The 23,600-nt window shown below is 56.0% G+C and carries 19 protein-coding genes; 4 read left to right on the top strand and 15 right to left on the bottom strand.

Annotated elements, in window-relative coordinates:
- Positions 1-34 precede the first annotated feature (34 nt).
- Both rnz and V7Q49_RS00490 read left to right on the top strand, forming a co-directional pair.
- The gene (gene rnz / locus V7Q49_RS00495; protein ID WP_333848781.1) at positions 35-952 is read left to right on the top strand and encodes a ribonuclease Z; all 918 of its coding nucleotides are present in this window, start codon (positions 35-37) and stop codon (positions 950-952) included.
- A gap of 66 nt (positions 953-1,018) precedes the next feature.
- On the top strand, positions 1,019-2,023 hold the full coding sequence (locus V7Q49_RS00490; RefSeq protein WP_333848780.1) for a chemotaxis protein: 1,005 nt from the start codon (positions 1,019-1,021) through the stop codon (positions 2,021-2,023).
- Between the two features lie 139 nt (positions 2,024-2,162).
- On the opposite strand, the gene nuoN is transcribed toward V7Q49_RS00490, so the two are convergent.
- The 14 genes from nuoN to lrhA all read right to left on the bottom strand — a co-directional run bounded on the left by nuoN (position 2,163) and on the right by lrhA (position 18,803).
- Entirely contained in the window at positions 2,163-3,620 is a 1,458-nt protein-coding gene (nuoN, locus tag V7Q49_RS00485; protein WP_333848779.1) for an NADH-quinone oxidoreductase subunit NuoN, read from the bottom strand.
- Positions 3,621-3,626: 6 nt separating this feature from the next.
- Positions 3,627-5,156 (bottom strand): NADH-quinone oxidoreductase subunit M, encoded by a 1,530-nt coding sequence (gene nuoM, locus V7Q49_RS00480; protein ID WP_333848778.1) that lies wholly within the window; start codon positions 5,154-5,156, stop codon positions 3,627-3,629.
- 76 nt (positions 5,157-5,232) lie between these two features.
- Entirely contained in the window at positions 5,233-7,074 is a 1,842-nt protein-coding gene (gene nuoL, locus V7Q49_RS00475) for an NADH-quinone oxidoreductase subunit L (RefSeq protein ID WP_333848777.1), read from the bottom strand.
- Entirely contained in the window at positions 7,071-7,373 is a 303-nt protein-coding gene (gene nuoK / locus V7Q49_RS00470; RefSeq protein ID WP_032612773.1) for an NADH-quinone oxidoreductase subunit NuoK, read from the bottom strand. Before nuoK ends, nuoL begins: the two co-directional genes overlap by 4 nt.
- The gene (gene nuoJ / locus V7Q49_RS00465; protein ID WP_106996022.1) at positions 7,370-7,924 is read right to left on the bottom strand and encodes an NADH-quinone oxidoreductase subunit J; all 555 of its coding nucleotides are present in this window, start codon (positions 7,922-7,924) and stop codon (positions 7,370-7,372) included. The genes nuoK and nuoJ overlap by 4 nt, the downstream gene beginning before the upstream one ends.
- Before the next feature lie 11 nt (positions 7,925-7,935).
- Positions 7,936-8,478: an NADH-quinone oxidoreductase subunit NuoI gene (nuoI, locus tag V7Q49_RS00460; protein ID WP_003861491.1), complete on the bottom strand. Its 543-nt coding sequence runs from the start codon at positions 8,476-8,478 to the stop codon at positions 7,936-7,938.
- Positions 8,479-8,491: 13 nt separating this feature from the next.
- Positions 8,492-9,469 (bottom strand): NADH-quinone oxidoreductase subunit NuoH, encoded by a 978-nt coding sequence (gene nuoH / locus V7Q49_RS00455; protein ID WP_039030977.1) that lies wholly within the window; start codon positions 9,467-9,469, stop codon positions 8,492-8,494.
- A complete protein-coding gene (gene nuoG / locus V7Q49_RS00450; RefSeq protein WP_333848776.1) occupies positions 9,466-12,192 on the bottom strand; it encodes an NADH-quinone oxidoreductase subunit NuoG in 2,727 nt (908 codons plus the stop codon). Before nuoG ends, nuoH begins: the two co-directional genes overlap by 4 nt.
- 180 nt (positions 12,193-12,372) lie before the next feature.
- Entirely contained in the window at positions 12,373-13,710 is a 1,338-nt protein-coding gene (gene nuoF, locus V7Q49_RS00445) for an NADH-quinone oxidoreductase subunit NuoF (RefSeq protein WP_333848775.1), read from the bottom strand.
- The gene (gene nuoE, locus V7Q49_RS00440; RefSeq protein WP_014071107.1) at positions 13,707-14,207 is read right to left on the bottom strand and encodes an NADH-quinone oxidoreductase subunit NuoE; all 501 of its coding nucleotides are present in this window, start codon (positions 14,205-14,207) and stop codon (positions 13,707-13,709) included. The genes nuoF and nuoE overlap by 4 nt, the downstream gene beginning before the upstream one ends.
- 2 nt (positions 14,208-14,209) lie before the next feature.
- Positions 14,210-16,012 (bottom strand): NADH-quinone oxidoreductase subunit C/D, encoded by a 1,803-nt coding sequence (gene nuoC, locus V7Q49_RS00435; protein WP_333848774.1) that lies wholly within the window; start codon positions 16,010-16,012, stop codon positions 14,210-14,212.
- 89 nt (positions 16,013-16,101) lie between these two features.
- The gene (gene nuoB / locus V7Q49_RS00430; RefSeq protein ID WP_032612787.1) at positions 16,102-16,776 is read right to left on the bottom strand and encodes an NADH-quinone oxidoreductase subunit NuoB; all 675 of its coding nucleotides are present in this window, start codon (positions 16,774-16,776) and stop codon (positions 16,102-16,104) included.
- Positions 16,777-16,791: 15 nt separating this feature from the next.
- Positions 16,792-17,232, bottom strand: coding sequence for an NADH-quinone oxidoreductase subunit NuoA (nuoA, locus tag V7Q49_RS00425; protein ID WP_032612789.1), 441 nt, complete (start codon positions 17,230-17,232; stop codon positions 16,792-16,794).
- A gap of 632 nt (positions 17,233-17,864) precedes the next feature.
- Positions 17,865-18,803, bottom strand: a complete 939-nt coding sequence (gene lrhA / locus V7Q49_RS00420) for a transcriptional regulator LrhA (RefSeq protein WP_333848773.1) — start codon at positions 18,801-18,803, stop codon at positions 17,865-17,867.
- A 944-nt stretch (positions 18,804-19,747) separates the two neighbouring features.
- Between lrhA and V7Q49_RS00415 the strand changes: the two genes are divergently transcribed.
- Together V7Q49_RS00415 and yfbR are read left to right on the top strand one after the other, a co-directional pair.
- Positions 19,748-20,962: a pyridoxal phosphate-dependent aminotransferase gene (locus V7Q49_RS00415; protein WP_032612793.1), complete on the top strand. Its 1,215-nt coding sequence runs from the start codon at positions 19,748-19,750 to the stop codon at positions 20,960-20,962.
- Between the two features lie 114 nt (positions 20,963-21,076).
- Entirely contained in the window at positions 21,077-21,676 is a 600-nt protein-coding gene (yfbR, locus tag V7Q49_RS00410) for a 5'-deoxynucleotidase (protein WP_333848772.1), read from the top strand.
- Between the two features lie 81 nt (positions 21,677-21,757).
- On the opposite strand, the gene V7Q49_RS00405 is transcribed toward yfbR, so the two are convergent.
- Positions 21,758-23,590, bottom strand: a complete 1,833-nt coding sequence (locus tag V7Q49_RS00405) for an SLC13 family permease (RefSeq protein ID WP_333848771.1) — start codon at positions 23,588-23,590, stop codon at positions 21,758-21,760.
- Between the last annotated feature and the right edge of the window lie 10 nt (positions 23,591-23,600).

The raw sequence follows: 23,600 nt of genomic DNA, 5'->3' as shown, positions 1-23,600 counted from the left end.
ACTTTTCATCCCCGGCACAGAGGCTGAGTGCATTATGGAGCTGCTTTTTTTAGGAACATCTGCTGGCGTGCCGACCCGTACGCGCAACGTCACCTCAATTCTGCTGGATTTACAGCACCCGACCCGCGGCGGTTTATGGATGTTTGACTGCGGCGAAGGGACGCAGCACCAGCTTCTGCGCACCGCCAGTCATCCCGGCAAGCTGGATAAAATTTTCATTACCCATCTGCATGGCGATCACCTGTTTGGCCTGCCGGGGCTGCTGTGCAGCCGCTCGATGGCGGGCAATATCCATCCGTTGACCATTTACGGCCCGCCCGGGATCCGTGAGTTTGTCGAAACCAGCCTGCGCATCAGTGGATCCTGGACCGATTATCCCCTTGAGATTGTCGAGATTAGCGCTGGCGTGGTGTTCAGCGATGATGCGTATACCGTGACCGCGGCCGCGCTGAATCACCCGGTAGAGTGTTACGGCTACCGCGTGGAAGAGCAGGATAAACCCGGTGCCCTGGACGGTGCGGCGCTCGTTGCCGCCGGGGTGCCCTTCGGCCCGCTGTTCCAGCAGCTCAAGCGCGGTGAACGCGTCACCCTGGACGATGGCCGGACGATCGACGGGGCAGACTATCTCTCTCCGCCCCGCCCCGGTAAGAAGCTGGCCATCTTCGGGGATACCGCCCCTTGCGATAACGCCCTCGCGCTGGCCCGGGGCGTCGATCTGCTGGTGCATGAGGCGACGCTTGAGGCCGCGATGGAGGAGAAAGCCAACAGCCGCGGCCACAGCTCAACGCGCCAGGCGGCCAGGCTTGCCTGCGACGCGCAGGTGAAAAAGCTGATCGTCACCCACGTCAGCTCCCGCTATGACGCCGAAGGCTGCGCCATGCTGCTGGCCGAGTGCCGTGCCCTGTTTGCCGACAGCCAGCTGGCAGAAGATTTTGCTACGGTGCGCGTTTAATGCTCTGGTTTTCCCCGACTCTGCCGATAACCATACCAGGCAGGTATTTTTCACTTAGGGGCAAAAATGGATAACTTCCAGAAAGACATTGATGACAGGGCAAATCTGACCCTGTCGAACCGTTTTGAGCTGCTGCTGTTTCGTCTCGGCACATCTTTGAATGAAAACAAATCTGAGCTGTTCGGCATCAACGTCTTTAAGCTTCGCGAGATTGTGCCCATGCCAGCGTTTACCAAACCGGCGGGGATGAAGTCACCCCTGATGGGGATGGTCAATATCCGTGACCAGGTGATCCCGGTTATCGATCTGGCCGCCGTAGCGGGCTGCAAACCAACGACCGGGCTGAATATCCTGCTGATCACCGAGTATGCCCGTAGCGTGCAGGCCTTTGCGGTCGAGTCGGTCGAAAACATTATGCGACTGGACTGGAAACAGGTACACGCGGCGGAAACCGCGGTCAGCGGACGCTATATCACCAGTATTGCCTGCCTGGACGAGAAGACCGATACCAACGATCTGGCGATGGTGCTCGACGTGGAGCAGATCCTGTATGACATCACCCCGGCCAACCACGATCTGCATGCCACTGACCTGAAGACCACCAAATTCAATATCAAACCGGGTGCCGTGGCGATTGTGGCGGAAGACTCTAAAGTGGCGCGCTCGATGCTGGAGAAGGGGCTGCAGGCGATGCAGATCCCGGCGCTGATGCACATCACCGGCAAAGAGGCGTGGGAGAAGATTGGCGTTCTGTCGGCGCAGGCCCAGGCGGAAGGCGTGCCGATCACCGATAAAATTGCGCTGGTGCTGACCGACCTTGAGATGCCGGAGATGGACGGCTTTACCCTGACCCGCAAAATCAAAACCGACGCCATCCTGAAGGACATTCCGGTGGTGATCCACTCCTCCCTTTCCGGCAACGCCAACGAAGATCATATCCGCAAGGTGAAAGCCGATGGTTATGTGGCGAAGTTCGAGCTGAACGAGCTGTCGTCGGTGATTGAAGAGGTGCTGGAGCGTGCAACGAAGAAGATTGACGGGCCGTTGATCAGCCGTAAGCAGCTGGCCTGATTTGCGCTGTTTTGCCGGGTAGCGCTTACGCTTACCCGGCCTACCATACTGGTGCGGGTTGATGCCCTCACCCCGTCCCTCTCCCACAGGGAGAGAGCGCAAACCATAAAAAAACCCGCCGAGGCGGGTTTTTTGTTTTCTACATCAGCGGCATCGCGTGCTGCACGATGGTGATCAGCGGCTGCGGATAGATACCGAAGATCAGAACCAGCAGCGCGGAGATCAGCACCACAATACCACCGGCGCTGTACTGCCAGTTAGTCGGTGCATCGCGGTTGAGCTGCTGAGGCGCGCTCAGGTACAGGCTCACGGCAACGCGCAGGTAGTAGTAGAGACCAATCGCGGAGCCGATAACGACACCCGCCGTCAGCCACCACAGACCCGCCTGCACACCGACGGCCAGCACGTAGAACTTACCGATAAAGCCAAGCGTCATCGGGATACCCGCCAGGGACAGCATCATCACGGTCATGACCGCAGACAGGATCGGACGGTGCCAGAACAGACCACGGTAGGAGAAGAGTGAATCTGCATCCGGGCCACGGTACGGGCTGGACATCAGGCTCACCACGCCGAACGCGCCGAGGCTGCTGAACAGATAACCGGCCAGGTAGACACCCACGGTTTCCATGGACATCTGACCGCTCTGCAGCGCAATCAGCGCCACCATCAGATAGCCAAGGTGCGAGATGGAAGAGTAACCGAGCAGACGTTTGATATTGGTCTGGCTCAGCGCCATCAGGTTACCGAAGATGATGGAGACGAAGGCGATAATACCCAGCACCACACGGACCGCTTCGCTCTCGCCTACCGGTGCGTACAGGAACAGACGCATCACCACGCCGAAGATAGCGATTTTACTCGCCGTCGCCAGGAAGGTGGATACCGGTGCCGGAGCACCCTGGTAAACGTCTGGCGTCCACAGGTGGAACGGCACCAGAGAGAGTTTAAAGCCAAGGCCAACAATCATCATGCCCAGACCCGCCAGCAGCAGCGGCTCGTGCAGCATGCCGTCGCCGAGGCTCTTGCCGAGCGCCATGAAGGAGAGGTTACCGGACTGAGCATAGATCAGCGCAATACCAAACAGCAGGAAGGACGAAGCAGCAGCAGACAGGATCGTATACTTGATACTCGCTTCCAGAGAGCGCTTCTGACGGAAGGCATAACCAATCAGGCCGAACAGCGGCAGAGAGATCAGCTCAATACCGAGGAACAGCGCCGCCAGATGGTTGGCATTTGCCAGCAGAATACCGCCGAGGGCGGCAATCAGAACCAGCAGGTAAAACTCTTCTCTATTGTCGTTGTAGCCTTCCAGCCACGGGTACGCAAAGGTACAGGTCGCCAGGCTGGCTAACAGCACCAGCCCGGTGTACAGCATGGCGAAGCCGTCAACGCGCATCAGCGGAGTGACATCCATCGCACCCGCCTGGCCAACAAACCAGAGGGAGACTAACGCAGCGTTCAGACCCAGAACCGCCAGCGTGGCATTCAGGAAGTGATTGCGTCGCCACGCAATGGAGAGCATCACAACCACCACCGTCAATCCGACGATCAGCAGCGGTAGCAGCGCAATCAGTTGTTGTGGAGTTATTGTCATGGCGATTTACGGCCTTGTAGTAGAAGCAGAATTAACAAACCACTGCTGGATGTTACCCATCGCGGAGTGCGAGGTATCCAGAATCGGCTGCGGATAGAAGCCCAGCAGCACCAGCAGTACGACCAGCAGCAGGATGATGAACAGCTCGCGCAGCGACATCCCCGGCAGCTCTTTGGCAGCGATTTCACTCTTCGCTTTACCGAAGTAAGCGCGATGCAGCATCGCCAGCGAGTAAACCGAAGCGAACACCAGGCCGAAGGTCGAGACCACGGTGATCACCGGTACAACTTTGAAGCTGCCGAACAGGATCATGAATTCGCCAACGAAGTTACCGGTGCCCGGCATCCCCAGGGTGGCAACCGCGAAGAACATCGACATCGCTGGCAGCCATTTCATTTTGCCCCACAGACCACCCATCTGACGCATGTCACGGGTGTGCAGACGTTCATACAGCTGGCCGCACAGGATGAAGAGACCGGCTGCGGACAGACCGTGCGCAATCATCTGGATCACCGCGCCCTGGTACGCCAGCTGGCTGCCGGTGTAGATCGCAATCAGCACGAAGCCCATGTGGGAGACGGAGGTGTAAGCAATCAGACGTTTGATGTCGTACTGCGTGAAGGCCATCCAGGCACCGTAGAAGATACCGATCACACCCAGCCACATGGCAATTGGCGCGAACTCTGCGGAGGCATTCGGGAACAGCGGCAGAGCGAAACGCAGCAGACCGTAGGCCGCGGTTTTCAGCAGGATGCCCGCCAGGTCAACGGAACCCGCCGTTGGTGCCTGGGAGTGTGCATCCGGCAGCCAGCCGTGCAGGGGAACCACCGGCATTTTCACCGCAAACGCAATGAAGAAGCCCAGCATCAGCAGGTATTCAACACCGTGCGACATCGGGGTCTTCAGCAGGTCCTGATAGTTGAAGGTCCAGACGCCGGTCGCGTTGTAATGCACGAACACCAGCGCCAGGATGGCAATCAACATCACCAGACCACTCGCCTGGGTATAGATGAAGAACTTGGTGGCCGCCGTGATACGCGTTTTACCGTCGGACGCCTTATGGCCCCACAGCGCGATCAGGAAGTACATCGGCACCAGCATCATTTCCCAGAAGAAGAAGAACAGGAACATGTCGATGGCAAGGAACACGCCGATAACGCCGCCCAGGATCCACATCAGGTTCAGGTGGAAGAAGCCCTGGTATTTTTCGATTTCTCGCCAGGAGCACAGTACCGCCAGAACGCCGAGCAGACCGGTCAGCACCACCATCAGCAGCGACAGACCGTCAATCGCCAGGTGAATGGTGATACCGAAACGTGGGATCCACGGCAGGATAAACTCAGACTGCCACTGCGGAATGCCCGCGGACTGGGTCAGAGAGTAGCCACCCTGCAACCAGAGTTGCAGACCAAGCGCGAGCGTCAATCCCATGGTGATCAGCGCAATCCAGCGCGGCATCTTCACGCCAAAGCGTTCGGTCTGCCAGCACAGGAACCCACCGATAAAGGGAATTAATATTAGCCAGGGTAGTAACATGGCGATTTGCATTCCTTTTTAAGGCCCCCAGCAGGGGCCTGATTTTCAACGAATTCGAATAAAATTCACTTAACGATCAACGCAACACCATCAGCAGCGCCAGCACCACAACCGCACCGATGCTCATGGACGCCACGTACCAGCGCAGATACCCGTTCTCGCTGAACAGCAGGCCTTTACCTGCAAAGCGGGAGAGGATTGCCGGCGTGTTCATCAGTGAGTTCAGCGGATCACGTTTAATCAGCCACGCAATGCCGAGGAAAGGTTTCACGAAGATCATGTCGTACAACCAGTCGAAGCCCCACGCGTTGTACCACCAGGTGCCCAGCAGACGGCCCGGCGCACTGTTGGCCACGGCAGTGACCAGCGTACGTTTACCGAGCCACAGCCATGCAGCGATCAGGATGCCCGCGATAGCGACCACACCGGAGGTGATTTCAAGCGTCAGAACGCGACTGTGCTCAAGCTCGGTTGTCGCCGGCAGTACGCCCTGCAGCGGTGGCACAATCATCGCGCCAACGAAGGTGGAGAGTACCAGCAGCACAATCAGCGGCAGGTGGTGGGTAATCCCCTTCCCTGCGTGAGCGTGAATTTGTTCTTTACCGTGGAAGACGATGAAAATCATACGGAAGGTGTACAGGGAGGTCATGAATGCCCCGACCAGACCCGCAACCATCAGATTGATATGACCATTCGCCATGGCGCCCGCAAGGATTTCGTCCTTACTGAAGAAGCCTGCGGTGATCAGCGGCAGTGCCGACAGCGCCGCGCCGCCCACCAGGAAGCAGACGTAAACCAGCGGAATGGATTTGCGCAGACCGCCCATCTTGAAGATGTTCTGCTCGTGGTGGCAGGCCAGAATCACCGAACCGGACGAGAGGAACAGCAGCGCTTTAAAGAACGCGTGCGTCATCAGATGGAAAATCGCCGCGTCCCACGCCTGTACGCCCAGCGCCAGGAACATATAGCCAATCTGGCTCATGGTGGAATACGCGAGAACGCGTTTGATGTCGGTCTGCACCAGCGCGGCAAAGCCTGCCAGCACCAGCGTGACCGCACCAACGATACCGACCAAGTGCAGGATTTCCGGGGTCATCAGGAACAGACCGTGGGTACGCGCAATCAGGTAAACACCGGCGGTCACCATGGTCGCGGCGTGGATCAGCGCGGAGACAGGGGTTGGACCCGCCATCGCGTCGGCAAGCCAGGTCTGCAACGGCAGCTGCGCGGATTTACCCACGGCACCACCCAGCAGCATCAGCGTTGCCCACCACAGCATGTTGTTGCCTGCTTCGAAGTGCGCCGGCGCCAGTTCCACCATTTCGCGGAAGTTCAGCGTGCCCAGTTCGTTGTAGAGAATGAACAGCGCGAAGGCGAGGAAGACGTCACCCACACGGGTCACGACGAACGCTTTCATGGCCGCTGCGCCATTCTTCGGATCGGTATAGTAGAAACCGATCAGCAGGTAGGAACAGAGACCCACGCCTTCCCAGCCGAGATACATCAGCAGCAGGTTATCGGCCAGCACCAGAACCACCATGCTGGCGATAAACAGGTTGGTGTAGGCGAAGAAGCGGGAGTAACCCTCTTCACCGCGCATATACCAGGAGGCAAACATGTGGATCAGGAAGCCGACGCCGGTCACCACGGAGAGCATGGTCAGGGAAAGACCATCCAGCACCAGGTTGAAGCCGATGTTGAAATCACCGACCGACATCCAGGTCCACAGCGGCACGCTGTGAGGCTGACGTCCATTACTGAAGAAGTCGATACCCGCATACGCTGTCACCAGCGCAGCCAGTCCAATGGAGCCAATGCCCACGGTGGCAGACAGATTCTCGGACCAGCGGCCACGAGAAAACGCCAGTAGCACGAAGCCAATCAGCGGAAAAATAATGGTTAAGGCAAGCATGTTCATCCACGCAACTCACTTACTGAATCGATGTTCAGGTTCTGGCGGCGACGGTGGAGCTGCAGTAACAGCGCCAGGCCAATACTCGCTTCGGCAGCCGCAAGGCTGATGGCGAGAATGTACATCACCTGACCATCGGTCTGGCCCCAGTAGCTCCCGGCGACCACAAAGGCCAGCGCGGCAGCGTTGATCATGATCTCCAGGCCAATCAGCATAAACAGCAGATTGCGGCGGATAACCAGACCGGTTAAGCCCAGCACGAATAAAATCGCTGCGAGGATCAGTCCGTGTTGTAAAGGGATCATGCGCGTTCCTCCGTTTTTCTTTTCGCGCTGTCATCCTTGCGGTTGCTCAGCACCTCGCCAGCACGCTCTTCGCGACCGACGTGGAATGCTACGACCAGGCCTGCCAGCAGCAGCATCGAGGCCAGTTCAACCGCCAGTACGTATGGCCCAAACAGGGTGATACCCACCGCTTTGGCGCTGATTGGCGTACCGTCGATACCCTGGTCGTTGACACCCAGAATGGCGTAAACGATCACCGCCAGCATGATGGCCGACAGAATTGCCGGACCAATCCACACCTGCGGCTTCAGCCACTGACGTTCCTGTTCGATTTCCGAGCCGCCCAGGTTCAGCATCATCACCACGAAGACGAACAGAACCATAATGGCCCCGGCGTAAACGATGATTTCAAGCGCACCCGCAAAGTGTGCGCCCAGCGCAAAGAACACCCCGGAAATGGCCAGCAGCGAAATGATTAAATAGAGCAGCGCATGCACCGGGTTGGTGTGCGTAATCACTCGCAGCGTGGCCAGGATGGCGATCAGGCCACAGATATAAAAAGCGAATTCCATTGCCCCTCTCCTTACGGTAACAGGCTCTTGACGTCGATAGGCTTGGCTTCGTTCTCTGCTTCGCCCTTATCTTTGCCGTCGATTGCCATACCCGCCATCCGGTAGAAGTTATATTCCGGGTATTTGCCCGGACCGGAAATCAGCAGATCCTCTTTTTCGTACACCAGGTCCTGACGCTTGTATTCGCCCAGCTCGAAGTCCGGGGTCAACTGAATCGCCGTGGTCGGGCACGCTTCTTCACACAGGCCGCAGAAGATGCAGCGTGAGAAGTTGATGCGGAAAAACTCTGGGTACCAGCGGCCGTCTACCGTCTCGGCTTTTTGCAGAGAGATACAACCTACCGGACAGGCTACCGCACACAGGTTACAGGCAACGCAGCGCTCCGAACCGTCCGGGTCGCGCGTCAGCACGATACGGCCACGGTAGCGCGGCGGCAGATATACCGGCTCTTCCGGGTACATCCGGGTTTCGCGTTTGGCAAACGCGTGCAGGCCGATCATCCAGATACTGCGTACCTGGGTGCCGAAACCTACCAATAATTCTTTCAAGGTCATGGTCTAAAGCCCCTTATGGCTGCTGCCAGAGAATGACAGCCGCCGTTACCAACAAGTTGACGAGCGTCAGCGGCAGGCACACTTTCCAGCCGAAGGACATTACCTGGTCATAACGCGGACGCGGTAACGCTGCGCGAATCAAAATGAACATCATCATGAAGAACGCGGTTTTCAGCGCGAACCAGATGAACGGCGGTAAGAACGGGCCATGCCAGCCGCCAAAGAACAGCGTGACCATCAACGCAGAAATGGTAACGATACCGATGTACTCGCCCACGAAGAACAGACCGAATTTCATACCGGAATATTCAATGTGGTAACCATCGGCCAGTTCCTGTTCGGCTTCTGGCTGGTCAAACGGGTGACGGTGACACACCGCCACGCCCGCGATAGCAAAGGTCACAAAACCAAAGAACTGCGGGATCACGTTCCAGATGTCGGCCTGGTTGTTGACGATGTCGGTCATGTTAAATGAACCGGCCTGCGCCACCACGCCCATCAGGGAGAGACCCAGGAACACTTCGTAGCTCAGCGTCTGCGCGGAAGCACGCATCGCACCCAGCAGGGAGTATTTGTTGTTACTGGACCAGCCTGCGAACAGCACCGCGTAAACCGCGAGACCTGCCATCATCAGGAAGAACAGAATGCCGATGTTCAGGTCAGCGACCACCCAGGTCGGGCTGACGGGAACGATAGCAAACGCCAGCAGCAGCGAGGTAAAGGCGATCATCGGTGCCAGAGTAAAGATCACGCGATCCGAGAAGCGCGGGATCCAGTCCTCTTTAAAGAACATCTTGATCATGTCCGCGACCAGCTGGAGTGAACCACCCCAGCCCACGCGGTTCGGTCCATAACGGTTCTGGAACAGACCGAGCAGACGACGTTCACCAAAGCTCATGAACGCGCCGCAGGTGACCACCACCAGCAGAATCACAACCGCTTTCAGAATGCTCAGCAGGATGTCGATAAGATCGGGCGTTAACCAACTCATGCTTTTGCCTCCTGCAGGTTATCAAGACGCGCACCCGCCAGTACCGGCGCGATGCCAGGCATACCCATCGGCAGACCCACCTGCCCTGCTGTCAGACCTTCAGCGATAATCAGCGGCAGGCTGATTGTCTGGCCTTCATAGCTAAAGCTGATGTGCGCGCCTGCGTTCACGCCAAGCTTCGCGGCATCTGCCGGGTTGAGCTTGATGTACGGCTGCGGCATACGGGTCTGGAAGACCGGAGAACGCTGGGACATTTCGTCACTACCAAAAAGATGGTAGTACGGCGCAATACGCCAGTTGCCCTCTTCCGCCTGGAAGCGTGCCGGAACGGTGGAGAAGAATTCCAGACCGGTTTCACTGGCTTCAATCAGACGCACGCCCGGATCGCCGTGACGCAGAGAACCACCCACTTCAGCCTGGAACTTGTTCCATGCCTGCGGGGAGTTCCAGCCTGGCGCCCATGCGAATGGGATCTCAGAGCGCGGCGCAGACGGCTGGTTGTTCCCTTCCATTGAGAAGGCGAACATGGTGTCTTTGTCCTGCGGCTGACGCGGTTCATGCACGCTGATGTTGGCACGCATTGCGGTACGACCGCTGTAGCGGTGCGGTTCACGGGCCAGTTTCTGGCCGCGAATACGGAAGCTGGCTTCCGGTGCCGCATCTTTAATACCAGCCAGCTGCGGCAGTTTTGCCACGGCAGCGTCGATCACGTGGTCGAGCTGGGTCCAGTCCACTTCACGGCTCAGCACGGTGCTGTGCAGGGAGTGCAGCCAGCGCCAGCTTTCCAGCATCACGATGCTGTTGTCATAGTAGGATGGGTCATAAACCTGGAAGAAGCGCTGGGCACGGCCTTCGTTGTTCACAACGGTACCGTCGCTTTCTGCGAAGCTAGCCGCAGAGAGCACCAGATGCGCTTTGTCCATGATCGCCGTACGCTGATGGTCGATAACCATCACCAGCGGCGCTTTAGACAGGGCTGCGTCCACGCGGGCCGCAGAGGCATGACGATGCAGGTCGTTTTCCAGCACCACCACGGCGTCAGCAGCACCGGATTCCAGTTCGCTTAATGCTGCTTCCAGCGAGCCGCCGCCAATCATGCCCAGACCAATGCTGTTTACCGCACGGGCAATCATGGTCACGCCAACGTCAGCACCGCGGCCTTTGAGCGCTTTTGCCACGTTGGCTGCCGCTTCAATGATCTCTGCGCTACCGGCGTTAGTACCCGAAATAATCAGAGGTTTCTTCGCACCGGCCAGCGCCTGTACGATTACGTCGACCTTGTTCTGCAGATCGCGATCCAGGCCTTCAACGGCCGGGGCGCTGTTGTCCAGCGCGTGGGCGATAGCAAAGCCAAGGCGCGCCTGATCTTCAACCGGGGCACGGTAGGTCCAGGCCGCGATATCGTCCAGACGGGTGTTGTCGACGTTAGTCACAAACAGCGGATGCTTGGCGCGCTGACCGATGTTGAGGATCGCCGCGATCTGCCAGTCAGCCACTTTCTGGGCCGCTGCCATTTCACGCGCTTTCCCTTTCACCGCCTGGCGAACCGCCAGGGCAGCACGTGCGCCGGTCTGGGTTAAATCTTCACCCAGGATCAGCACGGCATCGTAAGATTCGATTTCGCGCAGCGCAGGAGTATGAACCCCGCCTTCGCGCAGCACTTTCAGCACCAGCTGCAGACGTTCCTGCTCGCCCTGGGCGATACCGGTGTAGAAGTTATCCGCACCCACCAGCTCGCGCAGCGCGAAGTTGCTTTCGATGCTGGCGCGCGGAGAGCCGATACCGATCACTTTCTTCGACTGGCGCAGAATATCTGCCGCGCCCTGCATCGCCTGTTCAGCGTTCAGGGTGATGAAGTCGTCGCCACGACGCTGAACCGGCTGACGCGGACGGTCTTTCAGGTTCACATAGCCATAGCCAAAACGACCGCGGTCGCAGAGGAAGTAGTGGTTAACGGTACCGTTGTAACGGTTTTCGATACGACGCAGTTCGCCGTAACGCTCACCCGGGCTGGTGTTGCAGCCAAGGGAACACTGCTGGCAGATGCTTGGCGCAAACTGCATGTCCCACTTACGGTTGTAACGCTCGGAGTGCGTTTTATCGGTGAAGACGCCGGTCGGACAGATTTCGACCAGGTTACCGGAGAATTCGCTCTCCAGTGTGCCATCTTCAGGACGACCGAAGTAGACGTTGTCATGTGCGCCATAGACGCCCAGATCTTCGCCGTCGGCATAGTCTTTGTAGTAACGCACGCAGCGGTAGCAGGCGATGCAGCGGTTCATTTCGTGAGAGATGAACGGCCCCAGATCCTGGTTACGGTGGGTACGTTTGGTGAAACGGTAACGACGGAAGCTGTGCCCGGTCATCACGGTCATATCCTGAAGGTGGCAGTTACCGCCCTCTTCACAGACCGGACAATCGTGCGGGTGGTTGGTCATCAACCACTCCACCACGCTTTCGCGGAACTGTTTGGCTTCCGCGTCGTCGATAGAAATAAAGGTACCTTCGGTGGCTGGCGTCATACAGGACATCACCAGGCGACCACGCGTGTCTTCCGCGTTTTGATATTGCTTCACCGCACACTGGCGGCAAGCACCGACGCTCCCCAGCGCCGGATGCCAGCAAAAATACGGAATATCGAGGCCAAGAGACAGACAAGCTTCCAGCAGGTTGTCCGCCCCGTTGACTTCGTATTCTTTGCCGTCTACATGAATCGTAGCCATTAGCATGCTTCCAGTTGGCTCGAATAAACTCGAGCGTTAATCAAAATTCTTTTTACGCTTCATCCTTCAGGCTGCCTCTGCGTTGGCTTCCCTCGCTCACACCAGTCACTTACTGATGTAAGCTCCTGGTCCTCACTCAGTCGCCGCCTTGACGCAGACTGAATGATTTTGCGTAAGGGATTACCAGCGCGCTTTCAACAGGTTCGGCTGAATACCATTGATTGCATGGGTATTGCTGAACGGCTGCTTGATGCCTGCTTCGAATTCGTCGCGGAAATATTTAATCGCGCTCTGCAGTGGCTCGACCGCACCTGGCGCATGCGCACAGAAGGTTTTGCCTGGGCCCAGGAATCGACACAGTTGCTCAAGTGTCTCGATATCGCCAGGCTGGCCTTCGCCACGCTCGATAGCACGCAGGATCTTCACGCTCCACGGCAGACCGTCACGGCACGGTGTACACCAGCCGCAGGACTCGCGGGCGAAGAACTCTTCCAGGTTACGCACCAGCGATACCATGCCGATCTCGTGGTCGACGGCCATCGCCAGCGCCGTACCCAGACGGCTGCCTGCTTTACCAATGCTTTCGAATTCCATTGGCAGGTCAAGGTGGGCTTCGGTCAGGAAGTCGGTCCCTGCCCCACCTGGCTGCCAGGCTTTGAATTTCAGGCCATCGCGCATGCCGCCGGCGTAGTCTTCAAGAATTTCACGTGCGGTAGTGCCAAACGGCAGTTCCCAGACGCCCGGGTTCTTCACGCGGCCGGAGAAGCCCATCAGCTTGGTACCGGCATCTTTGCTTGAAGAGATGCCCTGATACCACTCAACGCCGTTGGCGAGGATTGCCGGAACGTTACACAGGGTTTCGACGTTGTTGACGCAGGTCGGTTTACCCCACACGCCGGAGCTTGCCGGGAACGGTGGCTTGGAACGCGGGTTGGCACGGCGACCTTCAAGGGAGTTAATCAGCGCGGTCTCTTCACCGCAGATATAACGCCCCGCCCCGGTGTGGACGAACAGTTCGAAGTCAAAACCGGTGCCCAGAATGTTTTTGCCCAGCAGGCCCGCTTCGGTGGCTTCGGCAATCGCGCGACGCAGGTTCTCTGCCGCTTCGATGTACTCGCCGCGCAGGAAGATGTAGCCACGGTAGGCTTTCAGCGCAAACGCGGAGATCAGCATACCTTCCACCAGCAGGTGCGGCAGCTGCTCCATCAGCAGGCGGTCTTTATAGGTGCCCGGCTCCATTTCATCGGCGTTACACAGCAGGTAACGGATGTTCATGGATTCGTCTTTCGGCATCAGGCTCCACTTCAGACCGGTGGAGAAGCCCGCGCCGCCGCGCCCTTTCAGGCCAGCGTCTTTTACCGCATTAACGATTTCGTCCGGCGCCATACCGCCGAGGGCTTTACGCGCGCCGGCATAGCCGTTTTTGCTTTCGTATTCTTCAAGCCATACCGGCTGTTTGTCATCGCGCAGACGCCAGGTCAGCGGATGAGTCTCAGCAGTACGAATTACAGTTTTCATTTGTACTGCTCCAGCAGGTCAGGAATGGCTTCCGGCGTCAGATGGCTGTGAGTGTCCTCATCAATCATCATGGTCGGCCCCTTGTCGCAGTTGCCCAGGCAACAGGTTGGCAGCAGGGTAAAGCGACCATCAAAGGTGGTCTGCCCTGGCTTGATATCGAGTTTTTTCTCGATAGCGGCCTGAATGCCCTGATAACCGGTGATGTGACAGACAACGCTGTCACAGTAGCGGATCACATGGCGGCCGACCGGCTGACGGAAGATCTGGCTGTAGAACGTGGCTACGCCTTCGACGTCGCTTGCCGGGATCCCCAGCACTTTTGCGATCTCATAGATCGCCCCATCCGGCACCCAACCACGCTGTTTCTGTACGATTTTCAGCGCTTCAATGGACGCCGCACGCGGGTCTTCGTAGTGGTGCATCTCGTGCTCAATGGCGGCACGCTCTGCTTCACTCAGCTCAAAAGCCTCGGTTTGTGGTTGTTGATTCTCGTGCATAATTAGCGGTCCACATCTGACATAACAAAATCGATACTACCCAGATACACAATCAGGTCGGAGACCAGACTGCCGCGAATGGCGGACGGGATCTGCTGCAGGTGCGCGAAGCTTGGCGTACGCACACGGGTACGGTAGCTCATGGTGCTGCCGTCGCTGGTCAGGTAGTAACTGTTGATACCCTTGGTCGCTTCAATCATCTGGAAGGATTCTTGCGCCGGCATGACCGGGCCCCAGGAAACCTGCAGGAAGTGGGTGATCAGGGTTTCGATATGCTGCAGCGTGCGCTCTTTCGGTGGCGGCGTGGTCAGCGGGTGATCCGCTTTGAACGGGCCTTCCGGCATGTTGTTGAGGCACTGCTCAAGGATGCGCAGGCTCTGGCGCAGCTCTTCCACTTTCAGCATCACGCGGGTATAGCAGTCGGATACACCGCCGCCAACCGGGACTTCAAAGTCGAAGTTCTCGTAGCCAGAGTAAGGACGGGCTTTACGCACGTCGAAATCAATACCGGTGGCACGCAGACCAGCACCCGTTGTACCCCACTCCAGCGCCTCTTTCGCGCCATAGGCAGCAACGCCTTTAGAACGGCCAATCAGGATGGTGTTACGCAGTGCGGCTTTCTCGTACGACGCCAGACGTTTCGGCATCCAGTCGAGGAATTCACGCAGCAGACGGTCCCAGCCGCGCGGCAGATCGTGTGCGACACCGCCGATACGGAACCAGGCCGGGTGCATACGGAAACCGGTAATCGCTTCCACCAGATCGTAGATTTTCTGACGATCGGTAAAGGCGAAGAAGACCGGGGTCATCGCGCCTACGTCCTGAATGAACGTGGAGATGTACAGCAGGTGGCTGTTAATACGGAACAGTTCTGACAGCATCACGCGAATCACGTTAACGCGATCCGGGGTGGTGATACCTGCCAGTTTCTCAACGGCCAGCACGTATGGCATTTCGTTTACGCAGCCGCCGAGGTACTCGATACGGTCGGTATACGGAATGTAGCTGTGCCAGGACTGACGCTCGCCCATCTTCTCAGCACCACGGTGGTGGTAACCGATATCCGGAACGCAGTCGACAATCTCTTCGCCATCGAGCTGAAGAATAATACGGAATGCACCGTGCGCCGACGGGTGGTTCGGACCGAGGTTGAGGAACATGAAGTCCTCGTTGTCGGTACCGCGCTTCATGCCCCAGTCTTCCGGCTTGAAGGTCAGCGCTTCCATCTCCAGATCCTGTTTGGCTTTAGTCAGCTCAAACGGGTCGAATTCGGTGGCGCGCGCCGGGTAGTCTTTACGCAGCGGGTGACCGGTCCAGGTTGGCGGCATCATGATGCGCGTCAGGTGCGGGTGACCGTCGAAGGTCATGCCAAACATTTCCCAGGTCTCACGCTCATACCAGTTGGCGTTCGGGAAAAGTTTAGTGATCGTCGGCAGATGCATGTCGTTTTCAGACAACGCCACCTTGAGCATAATATCCGTGTTGCGGTCTATTGAGATCAGGTGGTAGAAAACGGAAAAATCCGCAGCAGGGAGGCCCTGGCGGTGAGTTCGCAGACGTTCGTCCATGCCGTGTAAGTCAAACAGCATGACGTAAGGTTTAGGCAGTTTCTTGAGGAAATCAACCACTTCCAGTAACTGCTCACGCTTAACCCAAACAACGGGTACCCCGGTGCGGGTGGCCTGAACAGTAAAGGCATCCGGCCCAAAACGGTTGCGCAGTTCGCCAATGACCGGGTCATCCAGATGATCCCGTGTTTGCCAGGCGGCGTCTTGCGCGGTTAAGTCGGTCATAGTGTTCACCATTGCAAAAGGTCCGTGGTGACTGTCGGGCGTGGCTTCGCGCTATTTGAATAGTGATATGCGAAGGTTATCTCCATGCCCACAGGCGCAAATTAAATTTCGTCTGGTGTACGCAGATTGGTCACTGCAATACGTTCGCCGCGTTTACGCTCGCGCTCGGACTGCATGTTAGCGCGATACACGCCCTGGTCGCCCACGACCCAGGAGAGCGGACGGCGTTCTTTGCCAATCGACTCCTGCAACAGCATCAGCGCCTGCATGTAGGCTTCTGGACGCGGTGGGCAGCCCGGGATGTAAACGTCCACCGGGATGAACTTATCTACACCTTGCACGACAGAATAAATGTCGTACATGCCGCCAGAGTTTGCGCAAGCACCCATGGAGATAACCCATTTTGGCTCGAGCATCTGGTCGTACAGACGCTGAATGACCGGCGCCATTTTGGTAAAGCAGGTACCCGCCACCACCATCAGGTCAGCCTGACGCGGAGAGGCACGCAGTACTTCTGCACCAAAACGCGCAACGTCATGCACCGCAGTGAATGACGTCACCATTTCAACGTAGCAGCAAGAAAGGCCAAAGTTGTAAGGCCAGATGGAGTTCTTACGACCCCAGTTGACCATATCGTGCATGGCATTTTCGAGCTTGCCCATATACACGCTTTTATTGACTTCTTGCTCCAGGGGGTCGGTTACGATCTCCTGCTTTTGCAGGGGGTAACGGTCATTCTCACCGTTAGGATCTATGCGGGTGAGCGTATAATCCATCTTATTGCCTCGCTGTTACTGCTGACGATTAGAGATACTGTTTTCCGGGTTGATACGTTCACGGCGTGAACGTGCAGGTGTCCAGTCCAGCGCGCCAATACGCACCAGATAAACCAGACCGGCCAGTAACACTAAAATGAAAATTGCGGCCTCGACAAAGCCTACCCAGCCACTCTCACGAATGGAGGTCGACCATGCGAACAGGTAAAGCGCTTCCACGTCAAAAATGACGAAGAACATGGCCACCAGATAGAACTTGGCGGACAGGCGTAAACGCGCGGTCCCTACCGAATCGATACCCGATTCAAATGGCGTGTTTTTGTGCCTTGCCCGGGCGCGACCGCCGAGGAACCAGCCGCCGACAAGCATCAGGCAGCACAGGCCAATGGCAACGATAAGAAAGATTGCGAATGCCCAGTGATGAGCGATGACTTCTGTGGATGTTGACATACTCATTGCTTACTCATCAAAAGTGATACCTGTAAACCCTGCTCTTTCTGGCAGATGGGCATCACATCGATTCATGGGGAGGAACAAATAACCGTACACTAACTGTCGAAAAATGAGACATAGACAGCAAAATGATGTGGTTTTTTACTCCTTTCTATAACCTTTTGTCAACTTTAACAAAAGTTTCTTCACATTAAATTACATCGTTCGAACTTCATTAACATTTAATGCCCTTTACCCTCAAAATCTGCGAGGCGCGTTCCGGCGTTGGGGTGTTGAATCGAGTCCGTAATGATTTAATACAAAGATTACCCGCCTATTTTGACAGGATTTGCCACCGATTCCTCCCCCCAAAGAGGAGTATTTTCTTGATCTGTGACACGCTTTTGTTAATTCAATCAAAAAAACGGCAACATCTTTGCTGCTTTTTTAACATGCTTATTGACATTGGAAAGAAGCGAGAGAACGGGACAGATGAGGTAGGTTTGATAACTATCGGATTGATAAGCAACAAGATTGTAAAACACTTAAGGTAAACTGCACGGATACAGATGCAAAAAAAGAACCACTTTGCTGGTCATCAGCCACAGTGGTTCTTTTTAGTCGGGGCAATTGTTATCAGATTATTAGTGATTCGTTTACTCGAAATCGCGCTCAGTCACCAGGGAGTCGTCCCCCCCTTCCGGAGTAACATTGTTGTAGTGCCAGGGGTTGTCGTAGTTTTCCATGGCGTTAAAAATGGTCTTCGCGAGTTCGTTATTGCTGAGCGGATTATGACACAGCATATACTCCGTATCCGGCAGTGCAGGCAAACCATCCGCTTTCCCTAACACCCGTAAATCCGGGCTCATCATCTCAACCGGACGTGCCGTCACCCCAAGCCCCGCTTTCACCGCTGCGCGAACCGCTGGCAGCGTGGAGGCTACATAGGCGAGCCGCCATGGCACGTTGGCGGCATTGAGCTTAGCCAGCACGATGTCACGGAACGGGCTGGGATCGTCCAGCAGCACCAGCGGAACCGGTTCGCCGCGCTGGAGAGAAAACTCTGCGGCACAGTACCAGTGCGTCGGTGAGGTACGCAGGGTCATACTCTCAAACTGGCCGGTGCGGTGGGTGGTGACCACCAGATCGACTTCCTGCTCCTGTAGCATATCGACCATAAAGGCATTGCGTTTTACCCGCACATCCAGCGCAAGCTTCGGATAAACCGAACTGATACGGTTGAGCAGGAACGGCAGAATGGTATCGGCCGACTCATCAGACGCACCTAAAGTTAAGACACCCTGCAGATTACTAAACATTAAGGATGTACATGCTTCATCATTGAAGCGCAGGATTTTTCTGGCGTAACCCAGCAGCTGAATACCATGTTCCGTTAACAGCTTATTGCGACCATGACGGGCAAAAAGCTCTTTACCCACCAGTTGCTCCAGTCGTTGCATTTGTTGACTGACCGCGGATTGGGTACGGCAAACGGCGGCCGCGGCAGCAGCAAAGGTGTTCAGATCGGCGACCGCCACAAAGGTTCTCAGCAGATCGAGGTCGAGATTCAGTATCGGACGATTTGCATTAATCATATCTTTTCACTTACAGGTTGCTCGTACGGAGCTGCCCCAGGTTTAAGCTGTGTGCGTAAAAGTAATACAGTTCCTTCTGAACAAAATCTTCTGACGTCCCGGTCTGGCAGTGCGCCTGCATAATGTAATTGTGCTGGGTATATCAGTGGTCAGAAACAACTTATCTGACGATATTTTTATTCTCAAAAGCGATCGAGATATATAGGTGTTTGTCGGACGATGTAAATCCCATAAAAGAAGATGCATTTCCAACGTCAACTTTATCGCAGTACAGGTTAAGCAGCAATGGTGTCGCTTAACTTCTCAAGGCAGAGATAATTCTAGCAATAACAATAACTATTTAAGGTCCAGGCATCAAGACCCGCAGGGGCCTGTTATCTTCATCGCAAACCCGGAGACATCTTACCCTAAAACCTTTTTATTTATAAGCCTTATTGCGTTTTCAGTGATTTAACCTGATTGATAACTCGCTAAACTAATTTTATTTATATTAACGAAAGTTGCGATTTCGCCTTTATTTGGAAATAAATAATAATTAAACCCGGACTTAATGATTAATTATACTTAACAGTATTTTCACACGAGCAACCTTTATTTAAAGTGGCAGACAAGTAAACGCTACTGCATTTCATTCAGCTTTTACGAAAGGTTCCTCAAGGAAACTGTAGTACCACTACCGTAAGTTGCTCAATACGTAGCTTTTTTACAGCGTAAAATCCATTTTAATACGCAACAACCAAAATAAATCACCAAATAACAACAAAAATACGGCCCATAAAATGTAACCAAACTTCAAAAACAGTTAAAAACTTCAACATCACTTCCGGGCGATGGACAAAATCTTCTTCTGTCGACGCTTCAAAATCGGCCAAGCGAGGAGTACATTGTTTCGTGCTGACTTCCACGGCAGGAAGTAGCAATAACAGCGAAAAGGTTAAAGATTCATGTCACCCATCGAAAAATCCAGCAAGTTAGATAACGTTTGTTACGACATTCGTGGCCCGGTTCTGAAAGAGGCAAAACGTCTCGAAGAAGAAGGTAATAAAGTACTTAAGCTCAATATCGGCAACCCGGCGCCATTTGGTTTTGATGCACCGGATGAAATTCTGGTTGATGTGATCCGCAACCTGCCGACGGCGCAAGGCTACAGCGACTCCAAAGGGCTCTACTCTGCCCGTAAAGCCATCATGCAGCACTATCAGGCGCAGGGCATGCGCGATGTGACTGTCGAAGATATCTATATCGGTAACGGTGTTTCCGAGCTGATCGTCCAGGCGATGCAGGCCCTGCTGAACAGCGGCGACGAAATGCTGGTCCCGGCCCCGGACTACCCGCTCTGGACCGCAGCGGTATCGCTCTCCAGCGGTAAAGCAGTGCATTACCTGTGCGATGAATCGGCTGACTGGTTCCCCGATCTGGATGATATTCGCGCCAAAATTACGCCACGCACCCGCGGGATCGTCATCATCAACCCGAACAACCCGACTGGTGCCGTCTATTCCAAAGAGCTGCTGCTGGAGATTGTCGAGCTGGCCCGCCAGCATAACCTGATCATCTTCGCGGATGAGATCTACGACAAAATTCTTTACGATGCGGCGCAGCACCACTCGATTGCCGCGCTGGCGCCGGATCTGCTGACCGTCACCTTTAACGGCCTGTCCAAAACCTACCGTGTCGCCGGTTTCCGTCAGGGCTGGATGGTGCTGAACGGGCCGAAGAAACATGCCAAAGGCTATATCGAAGGTCTGGAGATGCTGGCCTCAATGCGCCTGTGCGCCAACGTACCGGCCCAGCACGCAATCCAGACGGCACTGGGCGGCTATCAGAGCATCAGTGAATTTATCGTGCCTGGCGGGCGTCTGTATGAGCAGCGTCAACGCGCGTGGGAGCTGATTAACGATATTCCGGGCGTCTCCTGCGTGAAGCCAAACGGCGCGCTCTATATGTTCCCGAAAATCGATATCAAACGCTTCAACATCTTTGACGATCAGAAGATGGTGCTCGACTTCCTGCTGCAGGAAAAAGTGTTGCTGGTACAGGGCACGGCGTTTAACTGGCCGTGGCCGGACCATGTGCGCATCGTTACGCTGCCGCGTGAGGATGAGCTGGAGATGGCCATCAGCCGCTTCGGGCGTTTCCTTGGCGGATACCATCAGTAACTGCTTTATTGCCGGGTGGCGCTTCGCTTACCCGGCCTACAAAACCCGCATTTGCATCTCATCGCCCCTCCCCTCACAATGAAACCTGTCGCTGTGCAAGACAAAAGGTAACTTATGAGTCAGAGTCATTTTTTCGCCCATCTTTCCCGCCTGAAACTGATTAACCGCTGGCCGCTGATGCGTAACGTGCGCACCGAGAACGTCTCCGAGCACAGCCTGCAGGTCGCCATGGTCGCCCACGCGCTGGCTGCCATCAAAAACCGCAAGTTCAACGGCCATGTCAATGCCGAACGCATCGCCCTGCTGGCGATGTACCACGATGCCTCCGAGGTGCTGACCGGCGATCTACCGACCCCGGTAAAGTACTTCAATTCGCAAATCGCCCAGGAGTACAAAGCGATTGAAAAAATTGCCCAGCAAAAACTGGTCGATATGGTGCCGGATGAGCTGCGGGATATCTTCGAGCCGCTGATTGACGAGCAGAGCTACAGCGAAGAGGAGCGGTTGATCGTCAAGCAGGCCGACGCGCTCTGCGCCTATCTGAAATGTCTGGAAGAGCTTTCGGCCGGCAATCACGAGTTTTTACTGGCAAAAACCCGACTGGAAAAGACGCTCGAGGCGCGCCGCAGCGAGGAGATGGACTACTTTATGGACGTGTTTGTCCCGAGCTTCCAGCTGTCGCTGGATGAGATCAGTCAGGATTCACCGTTGTAATTCCTGCCCGGCGGCGCTTCGCTTGCGCGGGCCTACGGATGTTGTAGGCCGGGTGAGGCGAAGCCGCCACCCGGCATCAGGCTAAAACGGAAACAGAACCGGTATCATCACCACGCATACCACCATCACCAGAATTGTGAAGGGCACGCCGAGCTTCACAAAATCGCTAAAGCTGTATTTGCCCGGCCCCAGCACCAGGGTGTTAACCGGGGACGAGACCGGGGTCATAAAGGCGGCAGACGCGGCCATCGCCACCATCATCGCAAACGGATAAGGCGATACCCCCATCGTTTTCGCCATCGCCAGCGCAATGGGCGCCATTAATACGGCGGTCGCGGTGTTGGAGATAAACAGCCCGATAGTGGCGCACATGACAAACAGGCACATCAGCATCATGTACGGGCCGTACCCGCCCCCAAGCTCCATCAGCCCCTTCACCACCAAATCGACCCCGCCGGTTTTTTGCAGCGCCAGCGCAAAGGGCATCATACCGACAATCAAAATGATGCTCGGCCAGTGGATCGCCTTGTAAGCGCTTTCAGCATCAATGCAGCGGAATTTACCCATTAGCAGACAGGCAACAATCGCCGCCACCGGGTTCGGGATTTCGTCGGTCAGCATCAGGGCAACCATCAGTACCAGACAAAAAATGGCGTGCGGCGCCTGGCTGTGGGCGGGTGACGCATCGCTGACCTCAATGGGCAAATGCAGCACCACAAAGTCGCGGCCTCGCTGGCCCAACTGGGTGATCAATTTCCAGTTGCCCACCACGAGGAAGATATCCCCCAGTTCCAGGGGCTCGTCTACCACCGAGCCGTCCATCGCCACGCCGTCGCGTTTTAACCCCACCACGTTCAAACCGTAACGGGTACGAAAGCCTATTTCGCGGATGGTTTTGCCGAGCAATTCCGACTCGGGGATCAGCGAGACTTCCGCCATACCCACGTCCAGCGCCTGATCGGAGAAATACTCGCCGCGCAGGACCATCGGCTCCAGCAGCTGCTCACCGCAAAAGTCGCGCAGATCGACATCCGCTGAGGACATATCGATCAGCAGCACGTCCCGGGCGCGAAACTCTGATACGCCGTTAACGTTCACGATGACCCGGCGAAAACGACGCCAGCGTTCCACACCGATAACGTTGGCGCCGTAGCGTTCACGGAGTTTCAGATCGTCCAGGCGCTGACCAATCAATGGCGAACCGGGGCGGATGGCCAGGCGGCGGGCCCGTCCGGTGAGACGATACTCTTTGATCAGATCGCGGAAGGTGCGGCGCTTCCAGCCGTCCCGGGGTTTATCCTGCCCGTCGCTTTTCAGGGCAAAGCGAGTCAACAACATATAGATAATACCCAGCACCAGGATCACCAGCCCCAGCGGCGTGACGCTAAAGAAGCTGAAGCCTTCCAGGCCTTCGCGCAGCAGCTCGCTGTTGACCACCAGGTTCGGCGGCGTGGCCACCAGCGTCATCATGCCGCTGATAAGCCCGGCGAAGCTGAGCGGCATCATCAGGCGCGACGGCGAGATCTGCATGCGCATGGAGACGCTCAGAACCACCGGAATAAAAATTGCCACCACGCCGGTGGAGCTCATGAATGCCCCCAGCCCGGCGACGGTTAGCATGAGGAATACCAGCATTTTGGTTTCGCTGTTACCCGCCACGCTGACCAGCCAGGAGCCCATGCTGGTCGCCACGCCGGTACGCACCAGGCCGTCGCCGATGATAAACAGGGCGGCAATCAGGATAACGTTGGGATCGCTAAAGCCAGAGAAGGCTTCCGGGAGGGTTAAGGTGCCGCTGAGCACAAAGGCCACAATCACCAGCAGGGCTACGGCATCCATACGGACTTTGCCGGTCGCAAACAGAATAATGGCGATAAGGAGCAGGCTTAAAACCCAAATAAGTTCACCGTTCAAAACAGATCCT

The sequence above is a fragment of the Leclercia sp. genome, assembly GCF_036780805.1.
Lineage (GTDB): Bacteria > Pseudomonadota > Gammaproteobacteria > Enterobacterales > Enterobacteriaceae > Enterobacter.
Note: the sequence above shows the minus strand (reverse complement) of the source record. Positions and strands in the feature narration are given on the sequence as shown.

What these genes read in the sequence shown, in the direction of transcription:
- V7Q49_RS00490 (WP_333848780.1), top strand. Translation starts at nt 1,019, where the DNA reads ATGGATAACTTCCAGAAAGACATTGATGACAGGGCAAATCTGACCCTG.
- rnz (WP_333848781.1), top strand. Translation starts at nt 35, where the DNA reads ATGGAGCTGCTTTTTTTAGGAACATCTGCTGGCGTGCCGACCCGTACG.
- nuoN (WP_333848779.1), bottom strand. Translation starts at nt 3,620, where the DNA reads ATGACAATAACTCCACAACAACTGATTGCGCTGCTACCGCTGCTGATC.
- nuoF (WP_333848775.1), bottom strand. Translation starts at nt 13,710, where the DNA reads ATGAAAACTGTAATTCGTACTGCTGAGACTCATCCGCTGACCTGGCGT.
- nuoG (WP_333848776.1), bottom strand. Translation starts at nt 12,192, where the DNA reads ATGGCTACGATTCATGTAGACGGCAAAGAATACGAAGTCAACGGGGCG.
- nuoB (WP_032612787.1), bottom strand. Translation starts at nt 16,776, where the DNA reads ATGGATTATACGCTCACCCGCATAGATCCTAACGGTGAGAATGACCGT.
- nuoI (WP_003861491.1), bottom strand. Translation starts at nt 8,478, where the DNA reads ATGACCTTGAAAGAATTATTGGTAGGTTTCGGCACCCAGGTACGCAGT.
- nuoL (WP_333848777.1), bottom strand. Translation starts at nt 7,074, where the DNA reads ATGAACATGCTTGCCTTAACCATTATTTTTCCGCTGATTGGCTTCGTG.
- nuoK (WP_032612773.1), bottom strand. Translation starts at nt 7,373, where the DNA reads ATGATCCCTTTACAACACGGACTGATCCTCGCAGCGATTTTATTCGTG.
- V7Q49_RS00415 (WP_032612793.1), top strand. Translation starts at nt 19,748, where the DNA reads ATGTCACCCATCGAAAAATCCAGCAAGTTAGATAACGTTTGTTACGAC.
- yfbR (WP_333848772.1), top strand. Translation starts at nt 21,077, where the DNA reads ATGAGTCAGAGTCATTTTTTCGCCCATCTTTCCCGCCTGAAACTGATT.
- nuoA (WP_032612789.1), bottom strand. Translation starts at nt 17,232, where the DNA reads ATGAGTATGTCAACATCCACAGAAGTCATCGCTCATCACTGGGCATTC.
- nuoE (WP_014071107.1), bottom strand. Translation starts at nt 14,207, where the DNA reads ATGCACGAGAATCAACAACCACAAACCGAGGCTTTTGAGCTGAGTGAA.
- nuoM (WP_333848778.1), bottom strand. Translation starts at nt 5,156, where the DNA reads ATGTTACTACCCTGGCTAATATTAATTCCCTTTATCGGTGGGTTCCTG.
- nuoJ (WP_106996022.1), bottom strand. Translation starts at nt 7,924, where the DNA reads ATGGAATTCGCTTTTTATATCTGTGGCCTGATCGCCATCCTGGCCACG.
- nuoC (WP_333848774.1), bottom strand. Translation starts at nt 16,012, where the DNA reads ATGGTGAACACTATGACCGACTTAACCGCGCAAGACGCCGCCTGGCAA.
- lrhA (WP_333848773.1), bottom strand. Translation starts at nt 18,803, where the DNA reads ATGATTAATGCAAATCGTCCGATACTGAATCTCGACCTCGATCTGCTG.
- nuoH (WP_039030977.1), bottom strand. Translation starts at nt 9,469, where the DNA reads ATGAGTTGGTTAACGCCCGATCTTATCGACATCCTGCTGAGCATTCTG.